We start from the raw sequence: 22,836 nt of genomic DNA, 5'->3' as shown, positions 1-22,836 counted from the left end.
ATATACTGCTTGTTTGACTTTGTCAACTAAATTAAATTTGTATAATATATTAGTTTTACGAAAACTGTTCAGTACGCCCACAGTTGCAGTTTTACAATATAACAGTAACGGTTCAAATTTATCAGAACTGATATTCAAATATTTGCAGCTTGTTCGGACAAAGGGAAAGCAGAAAAAAGCGGAGTTTATTTTTTCTTTATATATTTTTCATACTTTTGTTAGCACTCAACTAAATTGAGTGCTAATTTTCTATTGACATTTTTTAAAGATCGAAGTACACTTATTCCTAGAGCAAAACCGGACAAAAGAAAAAAGTCCGTGGAAAAAAAGAAAGGAATGTGATGAATTATGGCAGAAAAACATGGCAGCTTGTCCATTAACAGCGAGAACATTTTCCCTATTATTAAGAAATGGCTGTATTCTGACCACGATATTTTTTACAGGGAACTGATTTCCAACGGCTGCGACGCTATTACGAAATTAAAGAAGCTGGATGTGATGGGAGAGTATTCCTTACCGGACGGCTATAAGCCGGAAATCCAGGTTATCGTGAATCCGGAAGAGAAAACCCTGAAATTTATTGATAATGGTATTGGTATGACAGCGGATGAGGTGGAGGAATACATCAACCAGATCGCCTTCTCCGGCGCAACCGATTTTATTGAAAAGTATAAGGACAAATCTGACGACAATCAGATCATCGGCCATTTCGGACTGGGCTTCTATTCCGCATTTATGGTTGCCGATGAAGTTCACATTGATACGCTTTCCTATAAGGAAGGCGCAGCTCCGGTACACTGGGAATGTGACGGCGGTACGGAATTTGAGATGGAGGACGGCACCTGGGACAAGGTGGGAACACAGATTACGCTGTTCCTGAACGAGGACTGCCTCCAGTTCTGCAACGAATACAAGGCGCAGGAGGTTGTTAAGAAGTACTGCTCCTTCATGCCGGTAGAGATTTTCCTTTCCAGGGAAAACACGCCGGAGACCCAGACCATCGATGAAGCTGAGAAGCTGGATACGGATGAGGTTCTGGAAACCATCCAGCCTGAGAAGAAAGAGGATGCCAAGGAAGGCGAAGAAGCGCAGGAGAAGCCTGTCAGGCTGAAAATCAAGAAGCGTCCCGTTGTAATGAATGATATCCATCCTCTCTGGACCAAGAATCCCAGCGAGTGTACGAAGGATGATTATATTGAATTTTACCGCAAGGTTTTCCAGGATTACAAGGAGCCGCTGTTCTGGATCCATCTGAACATGGACTATCCGTTTAATCTGAAGGGAATCCTGTATTTCCCCAAGATCAACATGGAATATGAGTCCATCGAGGGAACCATCAAGCTTTACAATAACCAGGTATTTATTGCCGATAATATCAAAGAGGTAATCCCGGAATTCCTGATGCTCTTAAAGGGCGTCATCGACTGTCCTGATCTGCCGCTGAACGTTTCCAGAAGCGCGCTGCAGAACGACGGCTTCGTGAAGAAGATTTCCGATTACATCACCAAGAAGGTTGCCGACAAGCTGTCCGGCATGTGCAAGACCGACAGGGAAGAATATGAGAAATACTGGGATGACATCAGTCCCTTCGTTAAATTCGGCTGCCTGAAGGATGACAAGTTCTGCGAGAAGATGACGGATTATATCCTTTTCAAGAACCTGGACGGCAAATACATGACGCTGCCTGACTGTCTGGAGGTCAACAAGGTTGATCCGGATGAAAAGGAAGAAGGCGACAGCGCTGTTGATGAAAACGGCGAAAAGGTAGAGGCAGAGGTTGTTGACGAAGCAGCTGCCGGGGAAGAAGCAGGAGAAGGCGCAGAAGAGGAAAAGAAGGAAAAGACCATCTACTACGCAACCGACCTGAAGGTGCAGAGCCAGTACGTGAACATGTTCAAGCAGGCTAAGATGGATGCTGTCGTGCTGCCTGACCAGATTGACCAGCCCTTCATCAATCAGCTGGAAATGAAGAATGAAGGCATCAAATTCCAGAGAATCGATGCGGATTTGACGGATACCTTCAAGGCAAAGACCTCCAAGAAGACCCAGGAAGAGCTGAACGCCCAGTCCGAGGAGCTTCAGAAGCTGGTCCGCAAGGCGCTTAAGAATGACAAGCTGACCGTAAAGGTTGAGAAGCTGAAAAATAAAAAGGTTTCTTCCGTCCTCACCATTTCTGAAGAGAGCAGAAGAATGCAGGATATGATGAAAATGTATGCCATGAACGGCATGGATATGGGAATGTTCGGCGGCGAGGGCGAAACCCTGGTGCTCAACGTAAGCCATCCCCTTGTTGAGTATGTGATTGCGCATAAGGACGACAAGGACAATAAGAATGAAGCACTGATTTGCGAACAGCTTTACGATCTTGCCAAGCTGCAGCAGGGACCGCTGGATGCGGAGGCTATGACCAAGTTCGTTAACCGTTCCAACGATATTATGGTTGCATTGACCAAATAAGCTTCCTGTGATGCAAAAGCCGGGATGCACAGAAGTGTCCGCTGAAAACGGCGGAACCTGAAAAAGTATTGCCGGATAAGAAAATATGGAATGAAAAAGGTTACTGGTCACGGAGTGAACAGTAACCTTTTTCAGCTTTATCAGCGTTCATTTTAGCTGGGAGGAGCCTCTGTTTTTTTGCTCATCTCATTTACACCAGAAAACCAAGCAGGAAAAAAAGCAGGGAAAAGACGGCAAAAAGCAGGAACCTGGAAAAGGAGCGTTCCACTATCATGTCAGGAAAATGGACGGCATAGCGGATTTTTACCTGATCTCCCACCTGGGTTCCGGCAGGGACCGGAATTTCATTTCCGGAAAAATAATTCCGGCCTTCCACGGAATAGGTAACAAATGCCATGAGAGGTAAGGCCTTCTTTTTTCCAGGGCCCGCAGCCTTCCGCCGGGATAAATCCTCCGGTTTGGCGGGACGTACTTTGGTCACCACGGCGGCAGTGCGGCGGGAACGGGGCAGAACCACTGTCAGGCGGAGGATTTCCGTCAGTGTCATAAAAAACATCAGGATGCCTGCAATATAACAAAGCTGGTTGAACGGGTATTTCATTGGTATACTTCCTTTCACATGTGAGGCGCACAGAAGTGAGAGCGCCTTTGGATACTCCGCATCCTTCAGGAAAATCTGTTCATAAGCGAGGAACTCGCTGTAAACGGAAGCCACAATTAAAATGAGCAGGCCGGTTCCCTTCTGCAGGGAAAAATCCGGCAGCCGCCAATAATAGAAAAAGGGGAGCACCAGTGTAAAAACAGGAATAAAGCAAAGATAGTTACCCATGAGGAACAGGTCTTTTTTTATCAGAGATATATGTGCTTTCGTCTAATTCACAGCCCCCTTTCCGTAATTTCCTGTGACAGGACGCACTGGTTTTCAAAAGAATCCGGCCGGCCTTCGCACAGGGCAATCATGATGTCATCCACGCAAGCACGGTCAAACAGTGCTTCCGGAAAAAGCTGTCTTGCTTTCTCCGGCTGATCGGTGACTGCTGTGAAGCCGAAATCGGTAATCCGCAGACAGCGCAGAAAGGTTTCCTTTTCCGGTGTCAGTGAGGCACGGTCACCTTTGACCAGGCGCCAGCTGTCCAGAAGCGCGTCCTTATCCTCCTCCAGCAGAATTTTTCCATGATCGATAAAAATAATATTGTCTGCGCATTTATCCAAATCGGAGGTGATATGTGTGGAAAAAAGCACGCCGCGTGAGATTATTAACTTCTATGATATTTTTCATGGCAGACAGCTCCTTTCACAGGATGGAGGAACGTAAAGCACCGTCCGGCAGGGCCGGTCGAAGATGGAAAATATGGTTTGTCAGGTATTTTTAAAATCATCATAAAGAATATCGAGCATGGCGTGCAGCTCATCCCGGGGGATGTGCAGCCCGCGTGCGGATTCAAGGGCGTCCTGCATTTTCTGCTCCACCACACGGCGTCTGGCATCCCGGAGCAGCTCCGCATTGGCGGCGGAAACAAAGGTGCCGACTCCTACCTGCTGCACAAGGAAGCCTTCCTGCTCCAGTTCATCGTAAACGCGGCGGATCGTGAGGACGCTGACTCCCAGGTCATTGGCAAAGCGGCGTATGGAGGGCATGCTGTCCCCGTCCTTCAGATCTCCCTGCAGGATGTCGTCCTTCAGCTGATCCTTAATCTGCTGGTAGAGCGGCAGGTCGGAGCTGTTGGAAATCAATATTTTCATCGTGAGAACCTTTCTGAAATATAGTGTGTATTAACTTAATACACACTATATACTTTGTAGAGGGGATTGTCAATAGGAATACAGGGCATTATGGTACTTGACTTTTTCCGCCTGCAGGCTTAATCTGAAATTACCTGTAATACAGGTATACAAGACATACGGAATACAAGGATAAAAAGGGGGTTGCTATGGCAATACGCAGTGAAAAGGAACGTTTTGGCTGGGCGCAGTTTGATGCGCTGCAGTTGGGTAGCGGCTGGGATGAGGAGGACATCGGAAAACCGCAGATTCTAGTGGAGGACGCTTATGGGGACAGCCATCCCGGGAGCGTACATCTGGCAGGCCTGAGCACACAGGCGGTGTATGGGGTATATGAAAAGGGCGGGCATCCGGCGCAGTTCCATGTGACGGATATTTGCGACGGCTGTGCGCAGGGACACGACGGGATGAATCTGGTGCTGGCGTCAAGGGAAGTGATCTGCGATATGATCGAGATGCATGCCGGGTTTGTGCCCTGGGACGGGATGCTGCTTTCCTCTTCCTGTGACAAATCCATACCGGCGCATCTGAAGGCGGCGGCCAGAGTCAATATTCCCGCTATTTTTATTCCGGGCGGCAGCATGCGGCCCGGGCCGAACCAGACCACCTCTCTTGTGGCGGGCGATATTTCTTTGAGACAGAAGAGGAAAAATGAGATTACGCCGGATGAAATCCGTGATTATAAGCTGACAGGCTGTCCCTCCGCCGGCGCATGTACCTTCATGGGGACGGCGAGCACCATGCAGTGCATGGCGGAGGCGCTGGGGCTTGCGCTGCCCGGCAGCGCCCTGGCGCCGGCCACCATGCGGGATATCCTTTCCATGGCAAGGAGGGCGGGGCGGAAAATCATGGAGCTTGTGGAAAAAGATATCCGGCCGGATAAAATACTGACGCCTGCGGCATTCCGCAACGCCATCGTCATCCACAGCGCCATAGGAGGCTCCACCAATGCGCTGCTTCATTTGCCGGCCATCGCCGGGGAACTGGGAATCGAACTGGATCCCGAGCTGTTTAATGAGATAAACCGGACGATTCCCCACATAGGCAATATCAATCCCAGCGGCCGGCACCTTACCGAAGCCTTCTGGTTTGCCGGAGGAATCCCCAGAGTCCAGCTGCTTCTGGAAAAATACCTGGATCTGGATGTACTGACCGTAACCGGAAGGACGCTGGGGGAAAATCTGGAGGAAATACAAAAAGAGCATTTCCTGGAAAGAGGGGAAGGCTATCTGCATAACTATGGGCTTGATATAGAGGAGGTAATATTTCCTTTGGAGCAGGCGGAGGAGACAGGTTCCATCGCTGTGCTGAAGGGCAGCCTGGCGCCGGAGGGCGCGGTAGTCAAATATTCCGCCTGTGAAAAAAGCATGCGCTCCCATGTTGGAAAGGCCGTGGTTTTCGACTGTGAAGAGGATGCCCACGACGCAGTGGTGGAAGGAAAAATCAATCCGGGAGAGATCCTGGTTATCCGTTACGAAGGCCCGCGGGGCAGCGGCATGCCGGAAATGCTGATGACCACGGAGGCAATCTGCTGTGACCACAGGCTGAACGGCAGGGTTTCCCTGATAACGGACGGCCGTTTTTCCGGAGCCACAAGAGGCGCGGCCATCGGCCATGTTTCTCCCGAGGCGGCCTGCGGCGGGCCGATTGCCTACATAGAAACAGGGGATCTTCTGGCCTATGATATTGAGAAAAAGACGATAGATATTGTGGGGATCGTGGGAGAACGTATGGAGGCGGACGCCGTCCAGGCAATCCTGGGCGAAAGAAGGAACAGCCGGCCGCTGAAAAAGAAAAGCTATAAGGGCGTACTGAAAAGATATACCCAGGCTGCGGCCTCGGCAATGAAGGGCGCGGGTTACTGAAACTGATTGTGCGCCTTGTTTAAAGACAGGAGAAGCCCGGAGGTATTCTTCAAACAACGGATTAATGAAAATCGCAGGCAGAACTGCGATATACAGGAGGTAAAGATGAAAGCACGTTATATCACACCGGCAGTCACAGTTATGGGGAAGGATGGAACCATCGATTTTGAGGGCTGCGGAAAGGTTTATGAACATTTGATCAAAGGAGGCGTGGACGGTATTCTGCTTCTGGGCAGCATCGGGGAATTTTTTGCGCTGACTATGGAACAGAAAAAAGAACTGATACGGTTTGCAGTGGACAAAATAGCGCACAGAACACAGCTGATTGTGGGGTCGACAAGCATGGTTTTTGAGGAACTGCTTGCGCTGTCCCGTTTTGCCGGGGAAGAAGGCGCGGATGCAATCATCCTCCTGCCGCCTTATTATTTCCCGCTGAGCTCTGAAGGGCTGGAAACGTATTATGCCAGGATTGCGGAGGCGCTTCCGGAGCAGTCCATCTACCTGTATAATTTCCCGGATCGCACCGGCTATGACCTGACGCCGGAAATCACGCTGCGGCTGGTGAGAAAGTACAGGAATATTGTGGGCTATAAGGACACCCAGGCCGGAATGGATCATACGAGAGAGCTGATAAAGCTGGTGAAGGGGGAGTTCCCCGCGTTTGAAGTTTATTCAGGGTTTGACGACAATTTTGCCCATAATGTGCTGGCGGGAGGCGACGGCTGCATTGCAGGGCTGTCCAACCTGGTTCCCAGACTGTGCCACGCATGGACGGAGGCTTTTGCCAGGGAGGATCTGGCTGAGGCTGCAGCGATTCAGCAGAAAATTGATCTGCTTATGGAAATTTACCAGGTGGGGACGCCTTTTATTCCCTATATTAAAGAAGCGATGGCAATCAAGGGAATTATCGGCAGCGCCGCCTCTTCCCTGCCTTTCCCGGAAGCGGATCCGGGGGATTCGGAAAAAATACGCGGGATTCTTAAAAAAGCCGGGCTGCTGTAAGGAAAGGGACTGCTATGGCAATTTATAAAATCAGCAGGGAAAACATAAGCGATCAGGTTTTTGGCCAGATGAAGGAGCTGATTCTGAAGGGAGAATGGAAGCCGGGGGAAAAAATCCCCTCGGAAAATGAACTGGCCCAGCAGTTCGGGGTCAGCCGCGTGACGGTGCGCAATGCCCTGCAGAAGCTGTCTGCGCTGGAGCTTTTAGAGACCCGGTTCGGAGAGGGCTCCTTCGTGCGCAGCCCGGATGCGGCTGCCATGCTGAGCCCTCTGGTTTCAGCGGCCTATATCAATGATAAGGGGCTGGAGGAAATACTGCAGCTTCGCAGCATGATCGAAGGGCCGGTCTGTAAAGAGGCATGCAGACGGGCGGACGATGCAGGGAAAGCGGAGCTGGCGGATATTTTCCGGAGAATGCGCCAGGCCAGGGATTATCTTCCCGAGTTTGCCCGGCTGGATTACGAATTCCATCTGAAAATAGCCCAGCTGGCCGGGAATTCCGTAATCATACGCATTTATGGCATTTTAAATGAGGTGATGAAAAGTGCGTTTGACCAAATCGTCCAGAAGCGGGGAAACCAGGCCGGGCTGTTTTATCATGAGAAGATTCTGGCAGCTTTCGAAGCGGGGAATGCGGAAGAAGCCGGAAAAGTGATGGATGAGCATATGAAGGATCTGTATGAAAGCTATCGGTGACGGGATATATGAAGCTTAAATGAAATACACGCTTTTTGACTTTAAAAGGTTGAAAGGCGTGTATTTTGATTAAGAAAGCCCAAAAAGTGCCGGTAAGATTAGAAACACGGCCAATAATGATAAATGCTTTTCAAAAGGAACAGGGGCCAATTGCAGAAAGGCATTTTATTTTTATAAATAAAATAGTAATTATTATTATTACTGTAACTTGGTCACAGAATAATAAGCCGGAAGCTGATATATTATTATCATGACGAGAAGGACAAGCATAGGTGATAAAAAGAAGGAGGTAAAGGCGTGAAAAAGTATGTATGTACGGTCTGTGGTTACATTTACGACGAAGCGGCGGGATATCCTGCCGGAGGAATCGCACCCGGCACTACGTGGGAGGCAGTGCCGGAGGGCTGGGTCTGCCCTGTGTGCGGCGCCGGAAAGTCAGAATTCAGGGAACAGGCGGGCGCTGTGAATAAGCCTGAACCAGAAAAGAAGGAAACGGCTCAAACAGCTGCAGGGGAGGCGTATAAAGTCCCGATTTTGTCCGGGAATGCGGAGAAGATGGGGAATGACGGGGAAGAAAGGGAAGAGCTTCGGGAGCTGACAGCAGGAGAGCTTTCCGCTCTTTGTTCCAATCTGGCCCGCGGCAGCGAGAAGCAATATTTATCAGAAGAAACAGCCTTGTTTATGCAGCTGGCCGATTATTTTAAAAATATCACTCCGGAAGAACCGGAGGCGGATGTAAGCAGACTGCTTTCCATGCTGCAGGAGGATTTGGAATCGGGTTATCCTGCCGCGAACGAAGCAGCGGGAGTAAAACCGGACAGAGGCGCGCTGCGTGCCCTGGTCTGGGGAGAAAAGGTCAGCAGGATCGTAAATTCCATTTTACAGAGGTATGAAAAGGAAGGGGATGCGCTGCTGGAGCACACAAATATTTATGTTTGTGATATCTGTGGTTTTATTTACATAGGCGATACGCCTCCTGCGCTTTGTCCCGTATGTAAGGTGCCAGGCTGGAAAATGACAAAGGTGGAAAGGGGGCAGGCAGGATGAAGAAGATTGCGGTAAGAAACATCCGTTTATGTACGAAGGACTGTCTGTGTCTGTATGTGTGTCCCACTGGGGCTGCGGATACGGAGAACAGTATTATTGATGTGAATAAATGTATCGGGTGCGGCATCTGTGCACAAAGCTGCCCGTCCGGCGCAATTTCCATGGTTCCCACGGAATACCCGCCCCAGCAGCCCAAGGAAAAAAATGTGGCTGATGCCCTGTATGCGCTGTTGAAAAGCAAGACCGTCCAGGAGAGGATTGCCCGGCAGCTTGCGGAAAATGGGGACTCACCGGTATTAAAACAGCTGGCGGAAGCCATAGCAAAATCGAACCGGCTCATGGCCGAGGATATTTTGCGGGAAGCCGGCTATATGCTGCCACAGAGCGGCAATACCCACAGCCTGCTGCAGTCGCTTCTTAATAACCCTCCTGGGGAGGAGTTCCCGAAGGAAGCTGCCGAAAGGCTGCTTGAACTGCTGCCTGATAACGACAGGGAGAAACAGGAGGAAAAGGAAGAAAAAATAGAAAAATGGCGCTGTACTGTATGCGGATATATTCACGAAGGGCCTTTGCCGGAGGGCTTTACCTGCCCACGCTGTAAACAGCCAGCCTCCGTATTTATAAAAGTGTGAAAAAAGAATTGTTGAAGGGAAACGGCGGCGGTATGAAAAAAGCATGCCGCCGCTCTGTTAATTACAGCCATGGCTGCTCACGCATTGTTCTTTGAAATAAGAAGCATCATAAAATATCAGGTAACCTATTTCTACAGGCTATGGTATAATGGCAGGTATGATAACAAAAACGGAGGAATACGGCATGGGAGAAATTATAGCGAGGCGGCAGTTCGATCCTCTTTATATCTGGCTGGATATTATTTTCCTGTTGATTTTCATGGGGCTTTTGCTTTATAAAAAGAAGTTTACGACGGTGGTGGTGGGGCTGATTTTCGGACTGGTTTATATGGCGGTGGATTATGGGATTTTCCACCTGCTGTGCCATGCGCGTTCCATTGAAAACGGCTACAGCCTTTTCTGGGTTCTGCTGTGGATGTCAATGAGCTTTGGTTTTACCAATTTTACATGGATATGGCTGTGGCTTTCCAAGGATAAAAATCTGCTGGAATGGTCCGTGCTGCTGATTGGCTGGTGGATCTGCTGCCCTTTGATTTCCACGGCGTTCGGCGGGGCGCAGCAGCCGGTAATCATCCAGCGGACAACGGGAGCCTACCACGGCTATATGGCTGCCATTCTCATCGTGGGCTATCTGGGGCTTGTCATATGGAACATCACAAGAAAGGAAGCTGCGTTAAAAGCGCCTGTCCTCTGGTTGCTGGGCATCGGAATCCTGGCACAGTTCGGCTGGGAAGCGGGGCTTTTAATCGGCGGCGTTCGCAGCGCGGGATTTGAGACGCTGGAGGCAAAGCTGGCTACGCTTGTGGTGAATTCCCTGCTGGAAACCAATCTGGGAATGCCCTATATTTATATGATTTTCATCGCCTTTTCCGCAAAATTTTACGGAGCAGGGAAAACGGAGAAAGCCCTGCCTGACCTTTCAGGAACGTATCCGTGAGAGCAACAGGGAACGGGTATGGCGGGAGGATGGACGCGGCGAAACCATGTAGAGCCTGTCAGGACGGGACGGCGGAAAAAGAGGCCGGGAAGCAGGGACGCGGCGGCCGAAGCCCTGATGGGGTGAGGGCTGCAAATGATTTCAAAGAAAACCGGGAAAAAGTGAATATCTTCTATTGACAAGGGGAATACTGGAAACTATAATCATATCTAGTGAGAGAAATCACTGATTAATTTCATAGTCCTCGATAGCTCAATGGTAGAGCACTCGGCTGTTAACCGAGTTGTTGTAGGTTCGAGCCCTACTCGGGGAGTTGGTAAGCGGTTTGATAGACTTCTATCAGGCCGCTTTATAGGTTTGAGGTATTACACAAGGAAACATATAAAAGGAGTGAAGAGAGTATGGGCAAAATTAGTCAGCTTGAGCCAAAGGAAGTCTTTCATTTTTTTGAGGAAATCTGTCAGATACCTCACGGTTCGGGAAATGTGGAGCAAATAAGCGATTATCTTGTGGATTTTGCGAAGGCAAGGAATCTTGAGTATGTACAGGATGAACTGAAAAATGTGGTCATCATTAAGGAAGCTTCGGCAGGCTATGAATCGCAGGAGCCGCTCCTTCTACAGGGGCATATGGATATGGTTGCGGTGAAAAAGCCCGGCTGTACCAAGGATATGACAAAGGAAGGGCTGGATCTGGAGGTGGACGGAGATTATCTTCTGGCGCGGGACACCACGCTGGGAGGCGACGACGGAATCGCGGTGGCTTATGCGCTGGCTATTCTGGATTCCGACAGCTGCGAGCATCCCCGTCTGGAGGTTATCATAACCGTGGACGAGGAAACAGGCATGGAAGGGGCGAATGGAATTGATCTTTCCATGTGCAGGGGCCGCAGGATGCTGAACCTGGACAACGAAGAAGAAGGCGTGCTGCTTACCAGCTGTGCAGGCGGCGCGAGGGTTCACGGCAGGGTTAAAGTGGAGACACAGAAGCTGCAGGGCTATCGGTACCAGGTAGGCGTGGAAGGCCTGCTGGGAGGCCATTCTGGTGCGGAGATTGACAAAGGAAGGGCTAACGCCAATGCCATGCTGGGAAGGCTGATCCATTTTTGCAGGAAAAACGGAGATTTCCGTTTTATGGACATGGCCGGCGGCAGTGCGGACAATGCGATCCCTTCCGCTTCCCATGCACAGATTTTTGCCCGTGAGGAGGAGTGTGCGGCACTGGAGGAAAGCCTGAAGTCCTTTGAAGCGATTCTGAGCAGGGAATTTTCCGTTACGGATCCCAGTATTTCAATTACTGTAGCAGGAAAAGAACAGGGCGAATGGGAGGCTTTTACAAAGGAAAGCACTGAAAAAGCAGAAATGCTCCTTTTCATGATGCCCAATGGAATCCAGGCTATGAGCGCGAATATTAAAGGGCTGGTACAGACCTCGCTGAATCTGGGCATCCTGAAAATGGCGGATGGCGTTCTGGAACTGGATTATTCCGTCCGCAGCTCCGTCATGAGCGAAAAACAGATGATTATAGACAAGGTATGCCTGCTTCTGGAATCTCAGGGCGGCACCTATGAGATTTCCGGGGATTATCCGGCATGGGAATACCGTCAGGATTCCGCCCTTCGTGATAAAATGGTGGAAATCTATGAAGAGATGTATGGGAAAAAGCCCAGAATCGAAGCCATTCATGCCGGCCTGGAATGCGGCATCCTGGCGGGCAAGCTGCCTGGCCTGGATTGTGTGTCCATCGGTCCGGATATGAAGGATATCCATACGCCTGAGGAACGGCTGAGCATTTCTTCCACCAAACGGGTATGGGATTATGTGCTGGCAGTCCTGAAGAAAAAAGACAATTAAGGAGTTACAATACAAATGATTTTATTTCAATGTGATTACAATGAGGGCGCTCATCCGAAGGTGATGGAAAAAATGCTGGAAACCAATATGGAGCAGACTCCCGGTTACGGTGAGGATGCCCATTGCCGGCATGCGGCGGAGCTGATCAGAAAGGCCTGCGGTGACGATACTCTGGCGATACATTTCCTGGTAGGCGGCACACAGGCGAATATGACGGTTATAGATGCGGCTCTTCGCTCCCATCAGGGGGTGGTTTCCGCACAGAGCGGACATATCAATGTTCATGAAACCGGGGCGGTGGAATCACTGGGACATAAGGTGCTTTCTGTCCCGCACAAGGACGGCAAGCTGGATGCCGGCCAGGTGGAGCAGCTGTATCTTGCCCATATCAATGATGATTCCTTTGAGCATACGGTGCAGCCGAAAATGGTTTACATATCTAATCCTACGGAATATGGGACACTTTATAGCAGGAAGGAAATTGAGGATTTAAGCAGCGTCTGCAGAAAATACGGACTGTATCTGTTTATGGACGGAGCAAGGCTGGGCTACGGTCTGGCGGCGCCGGACAATGAACTGGATCTTCCCTTCCTTTCGCAGCATTGCGATGTTTTTTACATTGGAGGCACCAAGGTGGGCGCCCTGTTCGGGGAAGCGGTGGTGATAGCCAATGAAGAACTGAAAAAGGATTTCCGCTATTTTATCAAACAGAAGGGTGGAATGCTGGCAAAGGGCCGTCTGCTGGGAATCCAGTTTGAGACGCTGTTTGAGGATAATCTTTATATGGAAATTTCAAAGCATGCGATTCGCCTGGCCGAAAAGCTGCGCAGCGCGTTTCTGGAAAAAGGCTATCCTATGCTGGTGGAGAACAGGACAAATCAGATTTTCCCCATAATTCCGGATGCGGTTCTGGAAAAGCTGGGAGAAAAATATGGATATTGCTATCAGGAGCGTGTGGATGAAACTCACAGCGCGGTAAGATTCTGTACCAGTTGGGCTACTTTGGAAGAAAACGTAGATGAGCTGATAGAGGATTTAAAGAACTTCTGACAATCCGGACTGCGGCAGAGTTTTTCGGGAAGGGAGAGGATAACGCTCCCTTCTCTTTTTTTAATACAATTAAAGGAGAAATCATAATTTATAGTAGTTTTTTCGTAACAAATACAAATATATAGTTACTAAAAAGCCATTCTTAATCACAGTATCATAATAACGTACCTTAGGAAAAAACTGGAAATGGAGAATCGGAATGGCGGCAACACTTGTATTGGTTGAAATCGGAGAACGTTTGCGCAGGCAGAGAAAGAAACTGAAGATGACGCAGGAAGATACAGCGGAGCTTCTGGAAATGTCCACGACTTTTTATGGAGAGATTGAACGTGGAAATAAAAGGCTTTCCATAGAAAAAATTTTGCTGGTTTATGAGAGAATGGGACTGGATCCTACGTATCTTTTAACAGGAGAACTGACTTCTGATAAAACAGTGGTAGAGATTTTCAAGGATTGTCCCAAGGATAAGACACAGGTCCTGGAGCAGATTCTTGAAAATGTGACAAAATTGTATAAATAGTGCAGGCACTTACATGCGGCTGCGGACAGGGTGTTCTGTGTCTTCCAGGAAAAACGGGACAGGCAGAGGCGGGGGGATGGCCATATGTATGGCGCTTCAGGAAAGAAGACCATTTGACCTGAAAGAAGGTAATATGACGAAAGAGGATAGAGGGCCAATGGAGGATAGCAAAAAGTTTTTCGAAGAACTGTATAATGAAGAGTTCGATGAGATAGTAAGGTATGTCCGCCGAATGCTCACCGACAGCAACGCGGTTGAGGATGTTGCGCAGGAGACCTTCTATGAATTCTACAGAAAGAGGAAGGAACTGGTAAATCATCCGAATATCCGCGGTTGGCTCCGCATCACCGCCAAAAACAAGGTGATGAAGTGGGAGGAAAAACAGAGAAAGTACAGTCTTGATTTTGATTTCCTTCTGGATAATGCTACGTTGGGAAAAGGGAGCAGGGTGGATGATTTCAAGATGGTGGAGGCCTATTCCACTGTCGGTGAGATCCTGTCGGAGGAAGAGCTGGAGCTTCTCCGGTGCTATTATGAATATGGGTATACATCGCAGGAAATGGCGAAGAAGCTGGGGATTACCGAGAACTGTTTTAAGGTCAGGATTTTGAGAATGAAGCAGAAAATACGCGGCAGTATGCTTCTGCCGTTTTTATTCAGTGTCTGCAATCTTACATTTCAGCTGATTACTTCCATAGGAGACAAGTTATGACACAGGGAAAAGGGAAACGTGATGAAAAGTTAATTGAGGAACTGTATGAAAAGCTGTACTGGTACACCTATGAGGCCAGCGAGGAGGAATTTGACGATAAAGAGGTGGACGCTATCGTAAGGCTTCTTGATGTGCTTGATCCGAAGGAGGATGATCCGAAGTTTCCCTCGGATCCGGAGGCGGCGTTTGAGAGGTTTAAGAGCCGGTATGGGCTGGAGGAGGAGTTTGCGGAGGAGGACGTGGAAGCCGAAGAGGCGGCGTCCGGTAGCGGCATGGGTATGGCGGAGGCCTGCCTGGTTTTGATGCTGTCGGTGAATTTCGGGAGTTATGCTTTGAAGAAGTCGTTCTTTGAGATTGTAAGGCTGAGAAGCTTGTTGAAGCTAAGATTTTGAAGCCTAACTATTGGCCCAAAGATTATTGTTTAGAAGCTTTAGAAGTTTATTTTGGACGACTAGTACATCGAATAATTAATAACTGATACATTAGTAAGCGTTTGCTTCTTCTGCGGATATTTCATCAAGCTTATAAGTCCAATGATATACAACTGGTTCCTGATTGACCTCATCAAAGTATTTATAAATTTCCAGCCAGTTTAAGAACCGCCCGACCAGATCGGAGGAAAGGTTCTTCATGGTGATCTTTTCCGCTGGGATGGCTTCCTCTTTTTCACAAAAAAGAAGGAGGAGCTTAAAAGTATCTCTGTAGGATTTTATCGTGTTCCTGCTGACATTCTTCTGGACAGGAAGGTAATCAGACAGGAATGCTGTAAGGTGCATGGAGAAATCAGTCGGTTTCACGGGCAGTTCCCTCCATTTCCGGTATGATATCCTGATAGCACTTTTCCAACTTCACCCGGATGTCAGGAAAGACATCGGCCGTCCATCTGAGGTAATACCCTCCTACCCGATAATTGAAGCAAAAAGAAGCGGAGACTCTAAAAATTATAGCCGCCGCTTCATAGGCGCGTGGAAATATGTCTGCTGTACGACGGCTTTTTTTCTTTTGCCGTCGTCCGGCAGAATGCTATTCAATATTCAATTCAATACTTCCCGTGAAATCCTCACATTCAATACCAATATAATTTCCACCGTCGGGAAGTGTGATTGTATCGCTATATGTTCCGGTTGTTTCAATCCAAACAAATACTCTGTATCTGAAAAACTCTCATAGTCGGCTGTATAGCTTCCTGTATAATCGTCAATTCCTTTTTCTTTCGTGCCTTGTAAGGATGAATTTCCAGTAAGTGCTATGGAACCCGCAGACTGAACAATATTGTTATACTGATTGAGAACCTCGTCTTTCGTCCAGCCGGAAAGTATAGAAGCGCCCAACAAAATCAGGAATAATGATAGAACTATTTTCTTCACAGGTATCACCTTCCTTTCCTGCGTGCAGTCCGCTTTCCTTTTCCCTTGGTGTTTGTCTGTTTATGAGGTTTCATTTCTTTTTTCCTACTGGACATCAATAACAACAGCACAGCCCAGAGAACCATGATGCCAACCCCAATGACCGCCAGCAAAGGGTTTGGAGCTGTGGTTGTTCCGGCATATTCACTCATGTCAAATCCCACTAAAATTAGCGCAGCAGAAAATGGATAGATACTGGCAAGGATACCGCCTTTGAAGAACATCATGCTATATCCGAGGAAGAACGCCAGGATGGAACCGCCCAGATATGCCCCTCGAATCTGCCCAAAAATCAAGATTAGGGGCATACAGACCAGATAGGTCGTCTGAGCCGCCAACACAATCTGAGTACCGCTATGAAAAAGCACCTCCGCAGTCAGTCCCGACAAGCCAACCGTTAGTCCAGTGATTAGGGTAACGCCAACACTGTAGATTCCCAACAGAACTGCAAGCATACCGACCAAAAGAAGCTTAGCCCCCAACATTTTCGGCATAGAAACAGGAATTGTCATGATATTTTTCAGCGTATCATGGGTGGATTCTCTGTCAATGAGCCAGCCACCGATCATCACCAGTGAAATAGGGAGAAATATCTGGGTGTTGCCCCAGACAACATTCTCAAAAAGCGTTTGAAAATTATAGTTTGGATTTTGATATTCCGCTTCGATAATCAACTGGCTTCCATATTGAACCAAAGGACAGAGTGCAAGTGCCACCAGCCCCACCAGGAGGATCTGACATCGGCGTAGTTTCAGTAATTCCGATTTTAATAGATTCCACATAATCACACCCCCTTAAATTTCCTGACGCTGATAAACCTTCGCAATCAGCGCAAGAAATACAATGGCTTCCACAACAATCACGCCGAACACCTGGACACTATTTAGGAAATACGGGCTGATCCGTTCCAACAAATCCGCCAGTTCCGCACTGGTCTGGCTTTGGTCATAAAATTGGAATGTCCAGCGGAAAGCCAGCGGTCCCGGAAACAGGGTTCCGATGTTCAGGCCAAAAGGCTGTGTGAGAAAAATATCGTTCATGGAAAGGATATAATTCGCAATAGTATAGAAAAAGGTAATCACAACAGACACGATATAGTTTTTATTGAGAAGAACAACGAGCAGAATACAGGGGAGTGCGCCAACCCACATGATCAGTCCTTCTTCAATCCCAACGCCAAGCAATGTCCAGAACCCCACAGGCTCCCATCCCTGGAGCAGCAAAACCGCAAGGTTTACCAATCCTCCAACCGCCATAAAGCCAATAGCAAACAACAGTAAAACCAGCATCTTGGAAAGCACCAGCTTCGTTCTGTTCACTGGTATGGTAACAAGGTTTTTCAGAGTGTCATTGTCCAGTTCTTCAAACAGCAGATTGGAAGCCAGTATCACAAGAAGTGGCATCAAAAGCAAATATGCACTGAGTTGAAACAGACTGGACATTACTCCGTTTACAGCATCCACATCGGTGTTTACATCTGCCAGAAAAAAAGCGTAAGCCAATGGCATGAAAACGGAAAGCAGCAGTGAAATAAATACCAGCGGCTTGCGTTTCAATTTCAAAAATTCGCATTTTATCAGTTTAAGCAATTCCCTCGCCCCCCGTCACACGCCTGAAATAATCTTCAAGGCTTTCTTCACAGGTATGCGCCTCCGATACCTCCAATCCGTTTTCTACAAAGGCGGCTACAATTTTTCCGACAGACAGATCAAGATTGTGCAGACGCAGATTGTGGTCGTCCTGTATAGAGAAATGGTTTTCATGGAAATTGCGTTCCAAAATTCTTGCCGCCTGTGCAGTATCAGAAAGCGTAAAACGAATATGCTTACTGCTTTTTCGCTCCAACTCGGCAAGGCTTTCTTCTTCCAGCAATGCGCCGTGGTCGATAATTCCAATATCGTCAGCCAGCAGAGAAATTTCCGAAAGAATGTGACTGGAGATCAAAATAGTTTTCCCTTTTGCGTCACAAAGCTCCCGGATAAAGGAACGCACTTCTGCAATGCCGATGGGATCAAGTCCGTTAATCGGTTCATCCAAAATCAAAAGCTCTGGATCGTGCATAACGGCAAGGGCAATCGCAAGTCGCTGCTTCATACCAAGGGAATACTGCGAAAAGAGCTTTTTATCTTTGTAGGGCAGTCCTACCAAATCCAGAGCATCTTTGATCGCATGAATGTTTGGTACGCCCCGCAGAGTAGCAAAGATACGCAGGTTCTCTGTGCCGGTCAGATTGGGATAAAAGCCGGGGGACTCGATCAAGCTGCCGATACGGGGCAGCAATTTCTTTTCATTCCCCTGCAAAGACTTTCCCCAGATTGTGACCTCGCCGGAAGTCGGCTTTGTTAAGCCCAACAGCATTTTCATGGTAGTCGTTTTTCCGGCTCCGTTTCTTCCGAGCAAGCCATAAATTCTCCCACGCTTCACATGGATATTTAAGTCAGCCACGCTCTTTTGCGAGTCGTATTGCTTCGTCAGATTTTTTGTTTCAATGATGTAATTTGTGTCCATATTCAAACCTCCTGTTCTGTAAGGTATTCTATCACGCCAACCTTGCATTAACCTTGCAATTTAGAAAACGGCTAAAATGACAAAGGTTCCCGCCGCAAGGACGGGAACCCGCTCAATCATACAAGAGAAAAAACAAAGCAAATTCAGTTCCTTTTCCCGGTACACTTTCAACTGTTATGTTTCCGCCCATCTTTTCTACAAGCTGATGGACAATAGAAAGACCAAGGCCGCTGCCTTTTTCAGACCGGCCTTTATCGCATTTATAAAGCCGTTCAAAAATATGTTTTAGATCCTCTTTCTCGATCCCCACACCATTATCCGCCAACAGTAGCTTCATGTTTTTCCCATGCTTTGAGAGGACAATTTCAATTTTGTCTGCATGGCTATGAGAAATAACATTTTGAATGAGATTATTTAAAATCCTCATATAGCTGTCCGTATCAAGTCTTACCCGGACAGGCTGTTCGGGAATATCAATGTTATAATCGACCTGCTTATCCTCAAATATGGGTATCCAGTCGATCAAAATATTTCTTGTCAGCTCTGCGGCTTCAACGCTCTGGATCTCCAAAGCAAACTCGTTGGAATTTAGCTTGAACCAGTCAAAGAGTACATCAATATATTCTTTCAAATCATGGGCTTTCCGGCGGGCCGTTTCAATATAATCATCCCGGTCTTTCCCTGTAACAAGCCCTTTGTGTGCAGCATCAAGATACCCAATGAGAGTGGTAAGTGGAGTCCGAACATCATGGGAAAGGCTCGTCATAAGCTGACGATTGGTTTCTTCTGTCTGCCGGACAAGGGAGAGTCTGTTTTCATAGGACACAACGATTTCATTGATTTCATAGGCAATAGGGGCAACCATCTCATTTGCTGCAGACAAAATACGCCGATTGCCATTTCCATTTTTCACATCAATTAAAGCATCTGTTATTTCTGCTATTTGTTTCTTTACTCGCCAGATAAGAAAGTAAGAGGTTAGCACAGCCAAAACTGCAACTACGATGGACAAGAAAACGATGATTTCCATACCAGCTATACCTCCTTATTAAAGCGGTAGCCAATCCCTTTGATTGTTTGGATATACTTCGGGCTTGAGGGATTGACTTCTAATTTTTTACGAAGTCGGCTGATAATTGCCATAATGTTACTGTCATCATAGAAATATTCTTCGCCCCATACTTCCTCATAAATTTGTTGTTTTGTTAAAATTTTTCCTTGATGTTTTGCACAGTACAAGAGCAAATCAAATTCCTTTGGCGGAAGCTCAAAAGTACCATTTTCCGTAGTAACAGAACGATTTTCAAGATCAATTTGCAATCCGTCAAAACCCAGTTTTTGCATCGTTCCATCTTGCTGATTAAAGCGGGTGTAGCGGCGGATCAGGGAAACAATACGAGCAATCAGTTCGTCCATATCAAAAGGCTTTGTCAAATAATCATCTGCTCCGGCCCGCAAGCCCCGTACTTTAGAAACGCTGTCATTCTTGGATGTGAACATCAAAATCGGCAGGCTGCTTTCTTTGCGGATTTCTTCCAGCGTTTCAAAGCCATCCATACCGGGCATCATCACATCCAGTATCACAAGTTGGTATTCCTGTTCTTTTAATTTCTGCAAGCCCTCTTTTCCAGTATTACAAGAATCGGCTTCTATATTTTCCGATTGTATGCTGCGTTTAGTTAAAGCGCACAGTTCTCTGTCATCATCTATAATCAAAATTTTATTCATGGCGCAGTTCCTTTCCTTGTTTTGTCCGGCCATCAATCGGCTTCTCCGCATTTTTGGGAATAAGCCAGATAGTAGCCATTTTCACAGCGCCGGGGATACGCCCACCAGCGCAATAATAATTCACCCTACGAGGTGTCACGCCCCATTTCTCGGCGGCCTCTTTCAATGTCATATAATCCATTTCGCACCTCCACAAGTTACATTATAGTTCTTTGACTCGAATAATACAAGAAACGAAATGTGAATTATCCATCTTGAGGCGATAGCAGAAAGCGGCAACAAAGGCAAATTCATTAAATCAGGCACTATGAAAGATAAATTCTTTGATAGTGCCTGTCTTTTTTTGAATTCACCACTTGACATTGTGACAAAGAGTTAATGACAATGGACGAACTAACCACAATGGAGGGAAATAAATGTATCCTGCAACTTAGGGGCCTGCGGCCCTTTCTATCCCCCAAATACGATTTGAAGAACCACCCGAACTACAAGCATACGGCGGAGGCCAACAAGAAAAATGCCTTTGACGCGGCAAAACTGATAAACCGCCGTATGAAAGTAAACCCGAACGAGATATATACCACTTACGAAGTAGACGCCGCCGGGGAAGCTGCCGACATGGACGAGAACGAGGACATTCTCAACTATGACGATGTAGACGACCCGGAGGCGTTTGCATAACTTCGGGCCAAGTTGGCCCGAAGTACAGCCGCCGGAAATGGCGGTTTTTTTGTACCCGAAAACCAAAACAAAAAATGGAGGTAACTGTATATGCAATTCTTTTCAAGTGCTGTATCAACTCTGCAAACCCTTGTTGTCGCGCTCGGAGCCGGATTGGCGGTGTGGGGCGTAATCAATCTTCTGGAGGGCTATGGCTCGGACAACTCTGGGGCCAATGCTCATGTGCCATAAAGTAATATTAACAACAGCCAGCCACCGCTACTATTTCGTACTGCAAAAGTAGACAAGAATCCACAATGGTTTTGAATAATGATTGTCTAAAATCCATTGATAGTTTCTGTTTGATTTTATGATTACCAAGATTTATAAACTAAGAAAGGCTTTAACTAACTGATGATTGAAAAAAATGGTAATTGACATAGTCGTTATACGTTTGTATAATAAATTATACAAACGTATAACAGGGGACCATTTTATGGGAAAGATAATGAAAAATTTAGGCGAAGCTGAATTGGAAATCATGCAGGTAATCTGGCACGCCGAAAATCCCGTTACATCAAATTACATATTAAAGGAATTACAAGGGCTACGAAAGTGGCAGTTATCTACTTTAATGACATCACTATCGAGATTGTCTGATAAGGGCTTTGTCACTTGTGACCGTGAAACAGGTATGAATTTGTACACTTTCATCATTTCAGAGAATGAATATAAAGCAAAAGAAGGCAAGCATTTTCTTGAAAAGTTGTACAACAGTTCCATACAAAATATGGTAGAGACACTATACAGCAGTAAAGTGATTAAAACTTCCGATATGGATGAGTTGCGAAAATTCTTAGACGAATTGGAGGACGGGCAATGATAAGAAACTTATTTCTTTCAACATTAGAAAGTTCCATTTGATTATATCAAGGGGCGTTGCCATTTCAATCCCCTTTTCTGCAAGGGAGAGTACCGTTTCTTTATTTGCTTTACCCTCTGATAATAAAAGTCTTTCATAGAGTGATGTGGAAATCTGCCGCTTTAATTCGCGTACCGACCACCCGGAATTAACTGTTTCTTTTTCGTAGAAACTGCGTTTATCCGCGTCGGAAATCGTCAAAAGCTCACAATAATGCGACCATGACAATTTAACAGACACCGTCTGTTGAATTTGATAGCATTGATAAAACCAACGCATAAATTGAAGATTGGAAACCGAAAATCCTTTTCCGAACTCTTTTGTTAATTCTTTAGAAATCTGCTTTAAGGTTTGCTTCCCGTAGTCTGCCCGTTCTTGATTTTCCTGCTCATGTTCTACAATAATTTTTCCGATATTCCAGTAGGTAGACAAAAGCTCTGTATTAACCTGTATTGCTACACGCTGACGTGCGCTTTGTAAAATTTCTCTAATTTCATTCATCATAGAATTAGTATATGTTAAATCGTTCAAGATTATCGCCCCTTTCCAAATGTATTAAAATGATGTTGGGGTCAAAAGAGTTTGTAAAAACTCTCTGACCTACCATATAGTACCTTGAAAATTTTACACAATTGGATTTTTATCGTTTTCCAGATGTTAGTAGTCAATACCAAAATGACTGTCAGTCCTTTCGTTATTCCAATACTGGATTTTGAGCATAATGCCCCAAGCCCTTTCGATAGGTAAAGAGCTTTTTAAAGTTCAATGCCCCGATTTTACATCCAAAGAAAAAACGTCCCCGGATTAGTCCTCTGACAGGCATCCTGTCTGCATGATATTGTCTGCGCAACAGGGACGGCAGGGTTTCAACTCCATTACGGATTTTGAAGAGATTTCGAAACTCTTCGCTTTCCATGAATCGCTGTTGTTTTACTCTCTCATGGGATTTTATCGATACAGTAACATTGCTGACACGTTTATGGATTTTTGCTTTACATCGGTCCTTATTCGGACAGTTTGCACACTGGTCTCGCTCAAATGAAACATGGAACTGCTGCGA

27 protein-coding genes, 1 tRNA gene and 3 pseudogenes are annotated in these 22,836 nt (G+C 46.9%); 18 read left to right on the top strand and 13 right to left on the bottom strand.

Annotated elements, in window-relative coordinates; all coding sequences use genetic code 11:
• Nucleotides 1–348: 348 nt before the first annotated feature.
• Nucleotides 349–2,457 carry a molecular chaperone HtpG gene (htpG, locus tag FYJ45_RS26090; RefSeq protein ID WP_154467978.1) on the top strand — a complete coding sequence of 703 codons (2,109 nt, stop codon included), beginning with the start codon at nucleotides 349–351 and terminating at the stop codon, nucleotides 2,455–2,457.
• Nucleotides 2,458–2,647: 190 nt separating this feature from the next.
• Here htpG and FYJ45_RS26085 read toward each other — a convergent pair whose 3' ends face one another.
• The 3 genes from FYJ45_RS26085 to FYJ45_RS26075 form a co-directional block, all read right to left on the bottom strand.
• Nucleotides 2,648–3,286 carry a hypothetical protein gene (locus FYJ45_RS26085; protein WP_154467977.1) on the bottom strand — a complete coding sequence of 213 codons (639 nt, stop codon included), beginning with the start codon at nucleotides 3,284–3,286 and terminating at the stop codon, nucleotides 2,648–2,650.
• 47 nt (nucleotides 3,287–3,333) lie between these two features.
• Nucleotides 3,334–3,699 (bottom strand): hypothetical protein, encoded by a 366-nt coding sequence (locus tag FYJ45_RS26080; protein WP_207708458.1) that lies wholly within the window; start codon nucleotides 3,697–3,699, stop codon nucleotides 3,334–3,336.
• A 117-nt stretch (nucleotides 3,700–3,816) separates the two neighbouring features.
• The gene (locus FYJ45_RS26075; RefSeq protein WP_154467976.1) at nucleotides 3,817–4,200 is read right to left on the bottom strand and encodes a GntR family transcriptional regulator; all 384 of its coding nucleotides are present in this window, start codon (nucleotides 4,198–4,200) and stop codon (nucleotides 3,817–3,819) included.
• A gap of 188 nt (nucleotides 4,201–4,388) precedes the next feature.
• Here FYJ45_RS26075 and ilvD point away from each other — a divergent pair, with 188 nt between their 5' ends.
• The 14 genes from ilvD to FYJ45_RS26005 all read left to right on the top strand — a co-directional run bounded on the left by ilvD (nucleotide 4,389) and on the right by FYJ45_RS26005 (nucleotide 14,944).
• On the top strand, nucleotides 4,389–6,104 hold the full coding sequence (gene ilvD / locus FYJ45_RS26070; RefSeq protein ID WP_154467975.1) for a dihydroxy-acid dehydratase: 1,716 nt from the start codon (nucleotides 4,389–4,391) through the stop codon (nucleotides 6,102–6,104).
• 105 nt (nucleotides 6,105–6,209) lie between these two features.
• Nucleotides 6,210–7,106 carry a dihydrodipicolinate synthase family protein gene (locus FYJ45_RS26065; RefSeq protein WP_154467974.1) on the top strand — a complete coding sequence of 299 codons (897 nt, stop codon included), beginning with the start codon at nucleotides 6,210–6,212 and terminating at the stop codon, nucleotides 7,104–7,106.
• Between the two features lie 14 nt (nucleotides 7,107–7,120).
• The gene (locus tag FYJ45_RS26060; protein ID WP_154467973.1) at nucleotides 7,121–7,801 is read left to right on the top strand and encodes a FadR/GntR family transcriptional regulator; all 681 of its coding nucleotides are present in this window, start codon (nucleotides 7,121–7,123) and stop codon (nucleotides 7,799–7,801) included.
• A 65-nt stretch (nucleotides 7,802–7,866) separates the two neighbouring features.
• Nucleotides 7,867–8,055 (top strand): hypothetical protein, encoded by a 189-nt coding sequence (locus FYJ45_RS26055; protein WP_147331829.1) that lies wholly within the window; start codon nucleotides 7,867–7,869, stop codon nucleotides 8,053–8,055.
• A gap of 43 nt (nucleotides 8,056–8,098) precedes the next feature.
• Nucleotides 8,099–8,848, top strand: a complete 750-nt coding sequence (locus tag FYJ45_RS31940; RefSeq protein WP_276893232.1) for a rubredoxin — start codon at nucleotides 8,099–8,101, stop codon at nucleotides 8,846–8,848.
• Nucleotides 8,845–9,480 (top strand): rubredoxin-like domain-containing protein, encoded by a 636-nt coding sequence (locus tag FYJ45_RS26045; RefSeq protein WP_154467972.1) that lies wholly within the window; start codon nucleotides 8,845–8,847, stop codon nucleotides 9,478–9,480. The genes FYJ45_RS31940 and FYJ45_RS26045 overlap by 4 nt, the downstream gene beginning before the upstream one ends.
• Before the next feature lie 184 nt (nucleotides 9,481–9,664).
• Nucleotides 9,665–10,417: a hypothetical protein gene (locus FYJ45_RS26040; RefSeq protein WP_235931023.1), complete on the top strand. Its 753-nt coding sequence runs from the start codon at nucleotides 9,665–9,667 to the stop codon at nucleotides 10,415–10,417.
• Nucleotides 10,414–10,596, top strand: coding sequence for a hypothetical protein (locus tag FYJ45_RS26035; protein ID WP_154467970.1), 183 nt, complete (start codon nucleotides 10,414–10,416; stop codon nucleotides 10,594–10,596). Before FYJ45_RS26040 ends, FYJ45_RS26035 begins: the two co-directional genes overlap by 4 nt.
• Before the next feature lie 62 nt (nucleotides 10,597–10,658).
• A tRNA-Asn gene (locus FYJ45_RS26030) sits at nucleotides 10,659–10,730 on the top strand.
• A gap of 88 nt (nucleotides 10,731–10,818) precedes the next feature.
• A complete protein-coding gene (locus FYJ45_RS26025) occupies nucleotides 10,819–12,270 on the top strand; it encodes an aminoacyl-histidine dipeptidase (protein WP_154467969.1) in 1,452 nt (483 codons plus the stop codon).
• A 15-nt stretch (nucleotides 12,271–12,285) separates the two neighbouring features.
• Nucleotides 12,286–13,320 carry a threonine aldolase family protein gene (locus FYJ45_RS26020; RefSeq protein WP_154467968.1) on the top strand — a complete coding sequence of 345 codons (1,035 nt, stop codon included), beginning with the start codon at nucleotides 12,286–12,288 and terminating at the stop codon, nucleotides 13,318–13,320.
• Nucleotides 13,321–13,519: 199 nt separating this feature from the next.
• Nucleotides 13,520–13,840 (top strand): helix-turn-helix domain-containing protein, encoded by a 321-nt coding sequence (locus FYJ45_RS26015; RefSeq protein ID WP_154467967.1) that lies wholly within the window; start codon nucleotides 13,520–13,522, stop codon nucleotides 13,838–13,840.
• A 133-nt stretch (nucleotides 13,841–13,973) separates the two neighbouring features.
• On the top strand, nucleotides 13,974–14,552 hold the full coding sequence (locus tag FYJ45_RS26010) for an RNA polymerase sigma factor (protein ID WP_207708457.1): 579 nt from the start codon (nucleotides 13,974–13,976) through the stop codon (nucleotides 14,550–14,552).
• Complete coding sequence (locus tag FYJ45_RS26005) at nucleotides 14,549–14,944, top strand: hypothetical protein (protein WP_154467965.1); 396 nt, start codon at nucleotides 14,549–14,551, stop codon at nucleotides 14,942–14,944. The genes FYJ45_RS26010 and FYJ45_RS26005 overlap by 4 nt, the downstream gene beginning before the upstream one ends.
• A 204-nt stretch (nucleotides 14,945–15,148) precedes the next feature.
• On the opposite strand, the pseudogene FYJ45_RS32865 reads toward FYJ45_RS26005, so the two are convergent.
• From FYJ45_RS32865 to FYJ45_RS25960, 8 genes and pseudogenes are all read right to left on the bottom strand, one after another.
• Nucleotides 15,149–15,328: pseudogene (locus FYJ45_RS32865) on the bottom strand (site-specific integrase); the annotation flags it as partial.
• 247 nt (nucleotides 15,329–15,575) lie between these two features.
• Nucleotides 15,576–15,919: pseudogene (locus FYJ45_RS25990) on the bottom strand (hypothetical protein).
• 5 nt (nucleotides 15,920–15,924) lie between these two features.
• Entirely contained in the window at nucleotides 15,925–16,740 is an 816-nt protein-coding gene (locus FYJ45_RS25985; protein WP_154467964.1) for an ABC transporter permease, read from the bottom strand.
• A gap of 12 nt (nucleotides 16,741–16,752) precedes the next feature.
• Entirely contained in the window at nucleotides 16,753–17,547 is a 795-nt protein-coding gene (locus FYJ45_RS25980; RefSeq protein WP_154467963.1) for an ABC transporter permease, read from the bottom strand.
• The gene (locus FYJ45_RS25975) at nucleotides 17,540–18,466 is read right to left on the bottom strand and encodes an ABC transporter ATP-binding protein (protein ID WP_154467962.1); all 927 of its coding nucleotides are present in this window, start codon (nucleotides 18,464–18,466) and stop codon (nucleotides 17,540–17,542) included. The genes FYJ45_RS25980 and FYJ45_RS25975 overlap by 8 nt, the downstream gene beginning before the upstream one ends.
• A gap of 112 nt (nucleotides 18,467–18,578) precedes the next feature.
• Nucleotides 18,579–19,496: a sensor histidine kinase gene (locus FYJ45_RS25970; protein WP_154467961.1), complete on the bottom strand. Its 918-nt coding sequence runs from the start codon at nucleotides 19,494–19,496 to the stop codon at nucleotides 18,579–18,581.
• Nucleotides 19,497–19,501: 5 nt separating this feature from the next.
• Nucleotides 19,502–20,194, bottom strand: coding sequence for a response regulator transcription factor (locus tag FYJ45_RS25965; protein WP_154467960.1), 693 nt, complete (start codon nucleotides 20,192–20,194; stop codon nucleotides 19,502–19,504).
• Nucleotides 20,187–20,375: a helix-turn-helix domain-containing protein gene (locus FYJ45_RS25960; protein WP_154467959.1), complete on the bottom strand. Its 189-nt coding sequence runs from the start codon at nucleotides 20,373–20,375 to the stop codon at nucleotides 20,187–20,189. The genes FYJ45_RS25965 and FYJ45_RS25960 overlap by 8 nt, the downstream gene beginning before the upstream one ends.
• A gap of 188 nt (nucleotides 20,376–20,563) precedes the next feature.
• Here FYJ45_RS25960 and FYJ45_RS25955 point away from each other — a divergent pair.
• The 3 genes and pseudogenes from FYJ45_RS25955 to FYJ45_RS25945 all read left to right on the top strand — a co-directional run.
• Nucleotides 20,564–20,875: pseudogene (locus FYJ45_RS25955) on the top strand (VirD4-like conjugal transfer protein, CD1115 family); the annotation flags it as partial.
• Nucleotides 20,876–20,965: 90 nt separating this feature from the next.
• Complete coding sequence (locus tag FYJ45_RS25950) at nucleotides 20,966–21,106, top strand: Maff2 family mobile element protein (protein ID WP_154467958.1); 141 nt, start codon at nucleotides 20,966–20,968, stop codon at nucleotides 21,104–21,106.
• A 244-nt stretch (nucleotides 21,107–21,350) separates the two neighbouring features.
• Nucleotides 21,351–21,737 carry a BlaI/MecI/CopY family transcriptional regulator gene (locus FYJ45_RS25945; RefSeq protein WP_154467957.1) on the top strand — a complete coding sequence of 129 codons (387 nt, stop codon included), beginning with the start codon at nucleotides 21,351–21,353 and terminating at the stop codon, nucleotides 21,735–21,737.
• On the opposite strand, the gene FYJ45_RS25940 is transcribed toward FYJ45_RS25945, so the two are convergent.
• Both FYJ45_RS25940 and FYJ45_RS25935 read right to left on the bottom strand, forming a co-directional pair.
• Entirely contained in the window at nucleotides 21,711–22,307 is a 597-nt protein-coding gene (locus FYJ45_RS25940) for a DUF1016 N-terminal domain-containing protein (protein ID WP_330588834.1), read from the bottom strand. The genes FYJ45_RS25945 and FYJ45_RS25940 overlap by 27 nt on opposite strands.
• Nucleotides 22,308–22,470: 163 nt before the next feature.
• Nucleotides 22,471–22,836, bottom strand: a 366-nt coding sequence (locus tag FYJ45_RS25935) for a transposase (protein WP_195841989.1), incomplete at its 5' end; no start/stop codon positions are given.

This window comes from Eisenbergiella porci, assembly GCF_009696275.1.
Taxonomy (GTDB): Bacteria; Bacillota; Clostridia; order Lachnospirales; family Lachnospiraceae; genus Eisenbergiella; species Eisenbergiella porci.
This window is presented reverse-complemented; position numbering and strand designations above follow the sequence as displayed.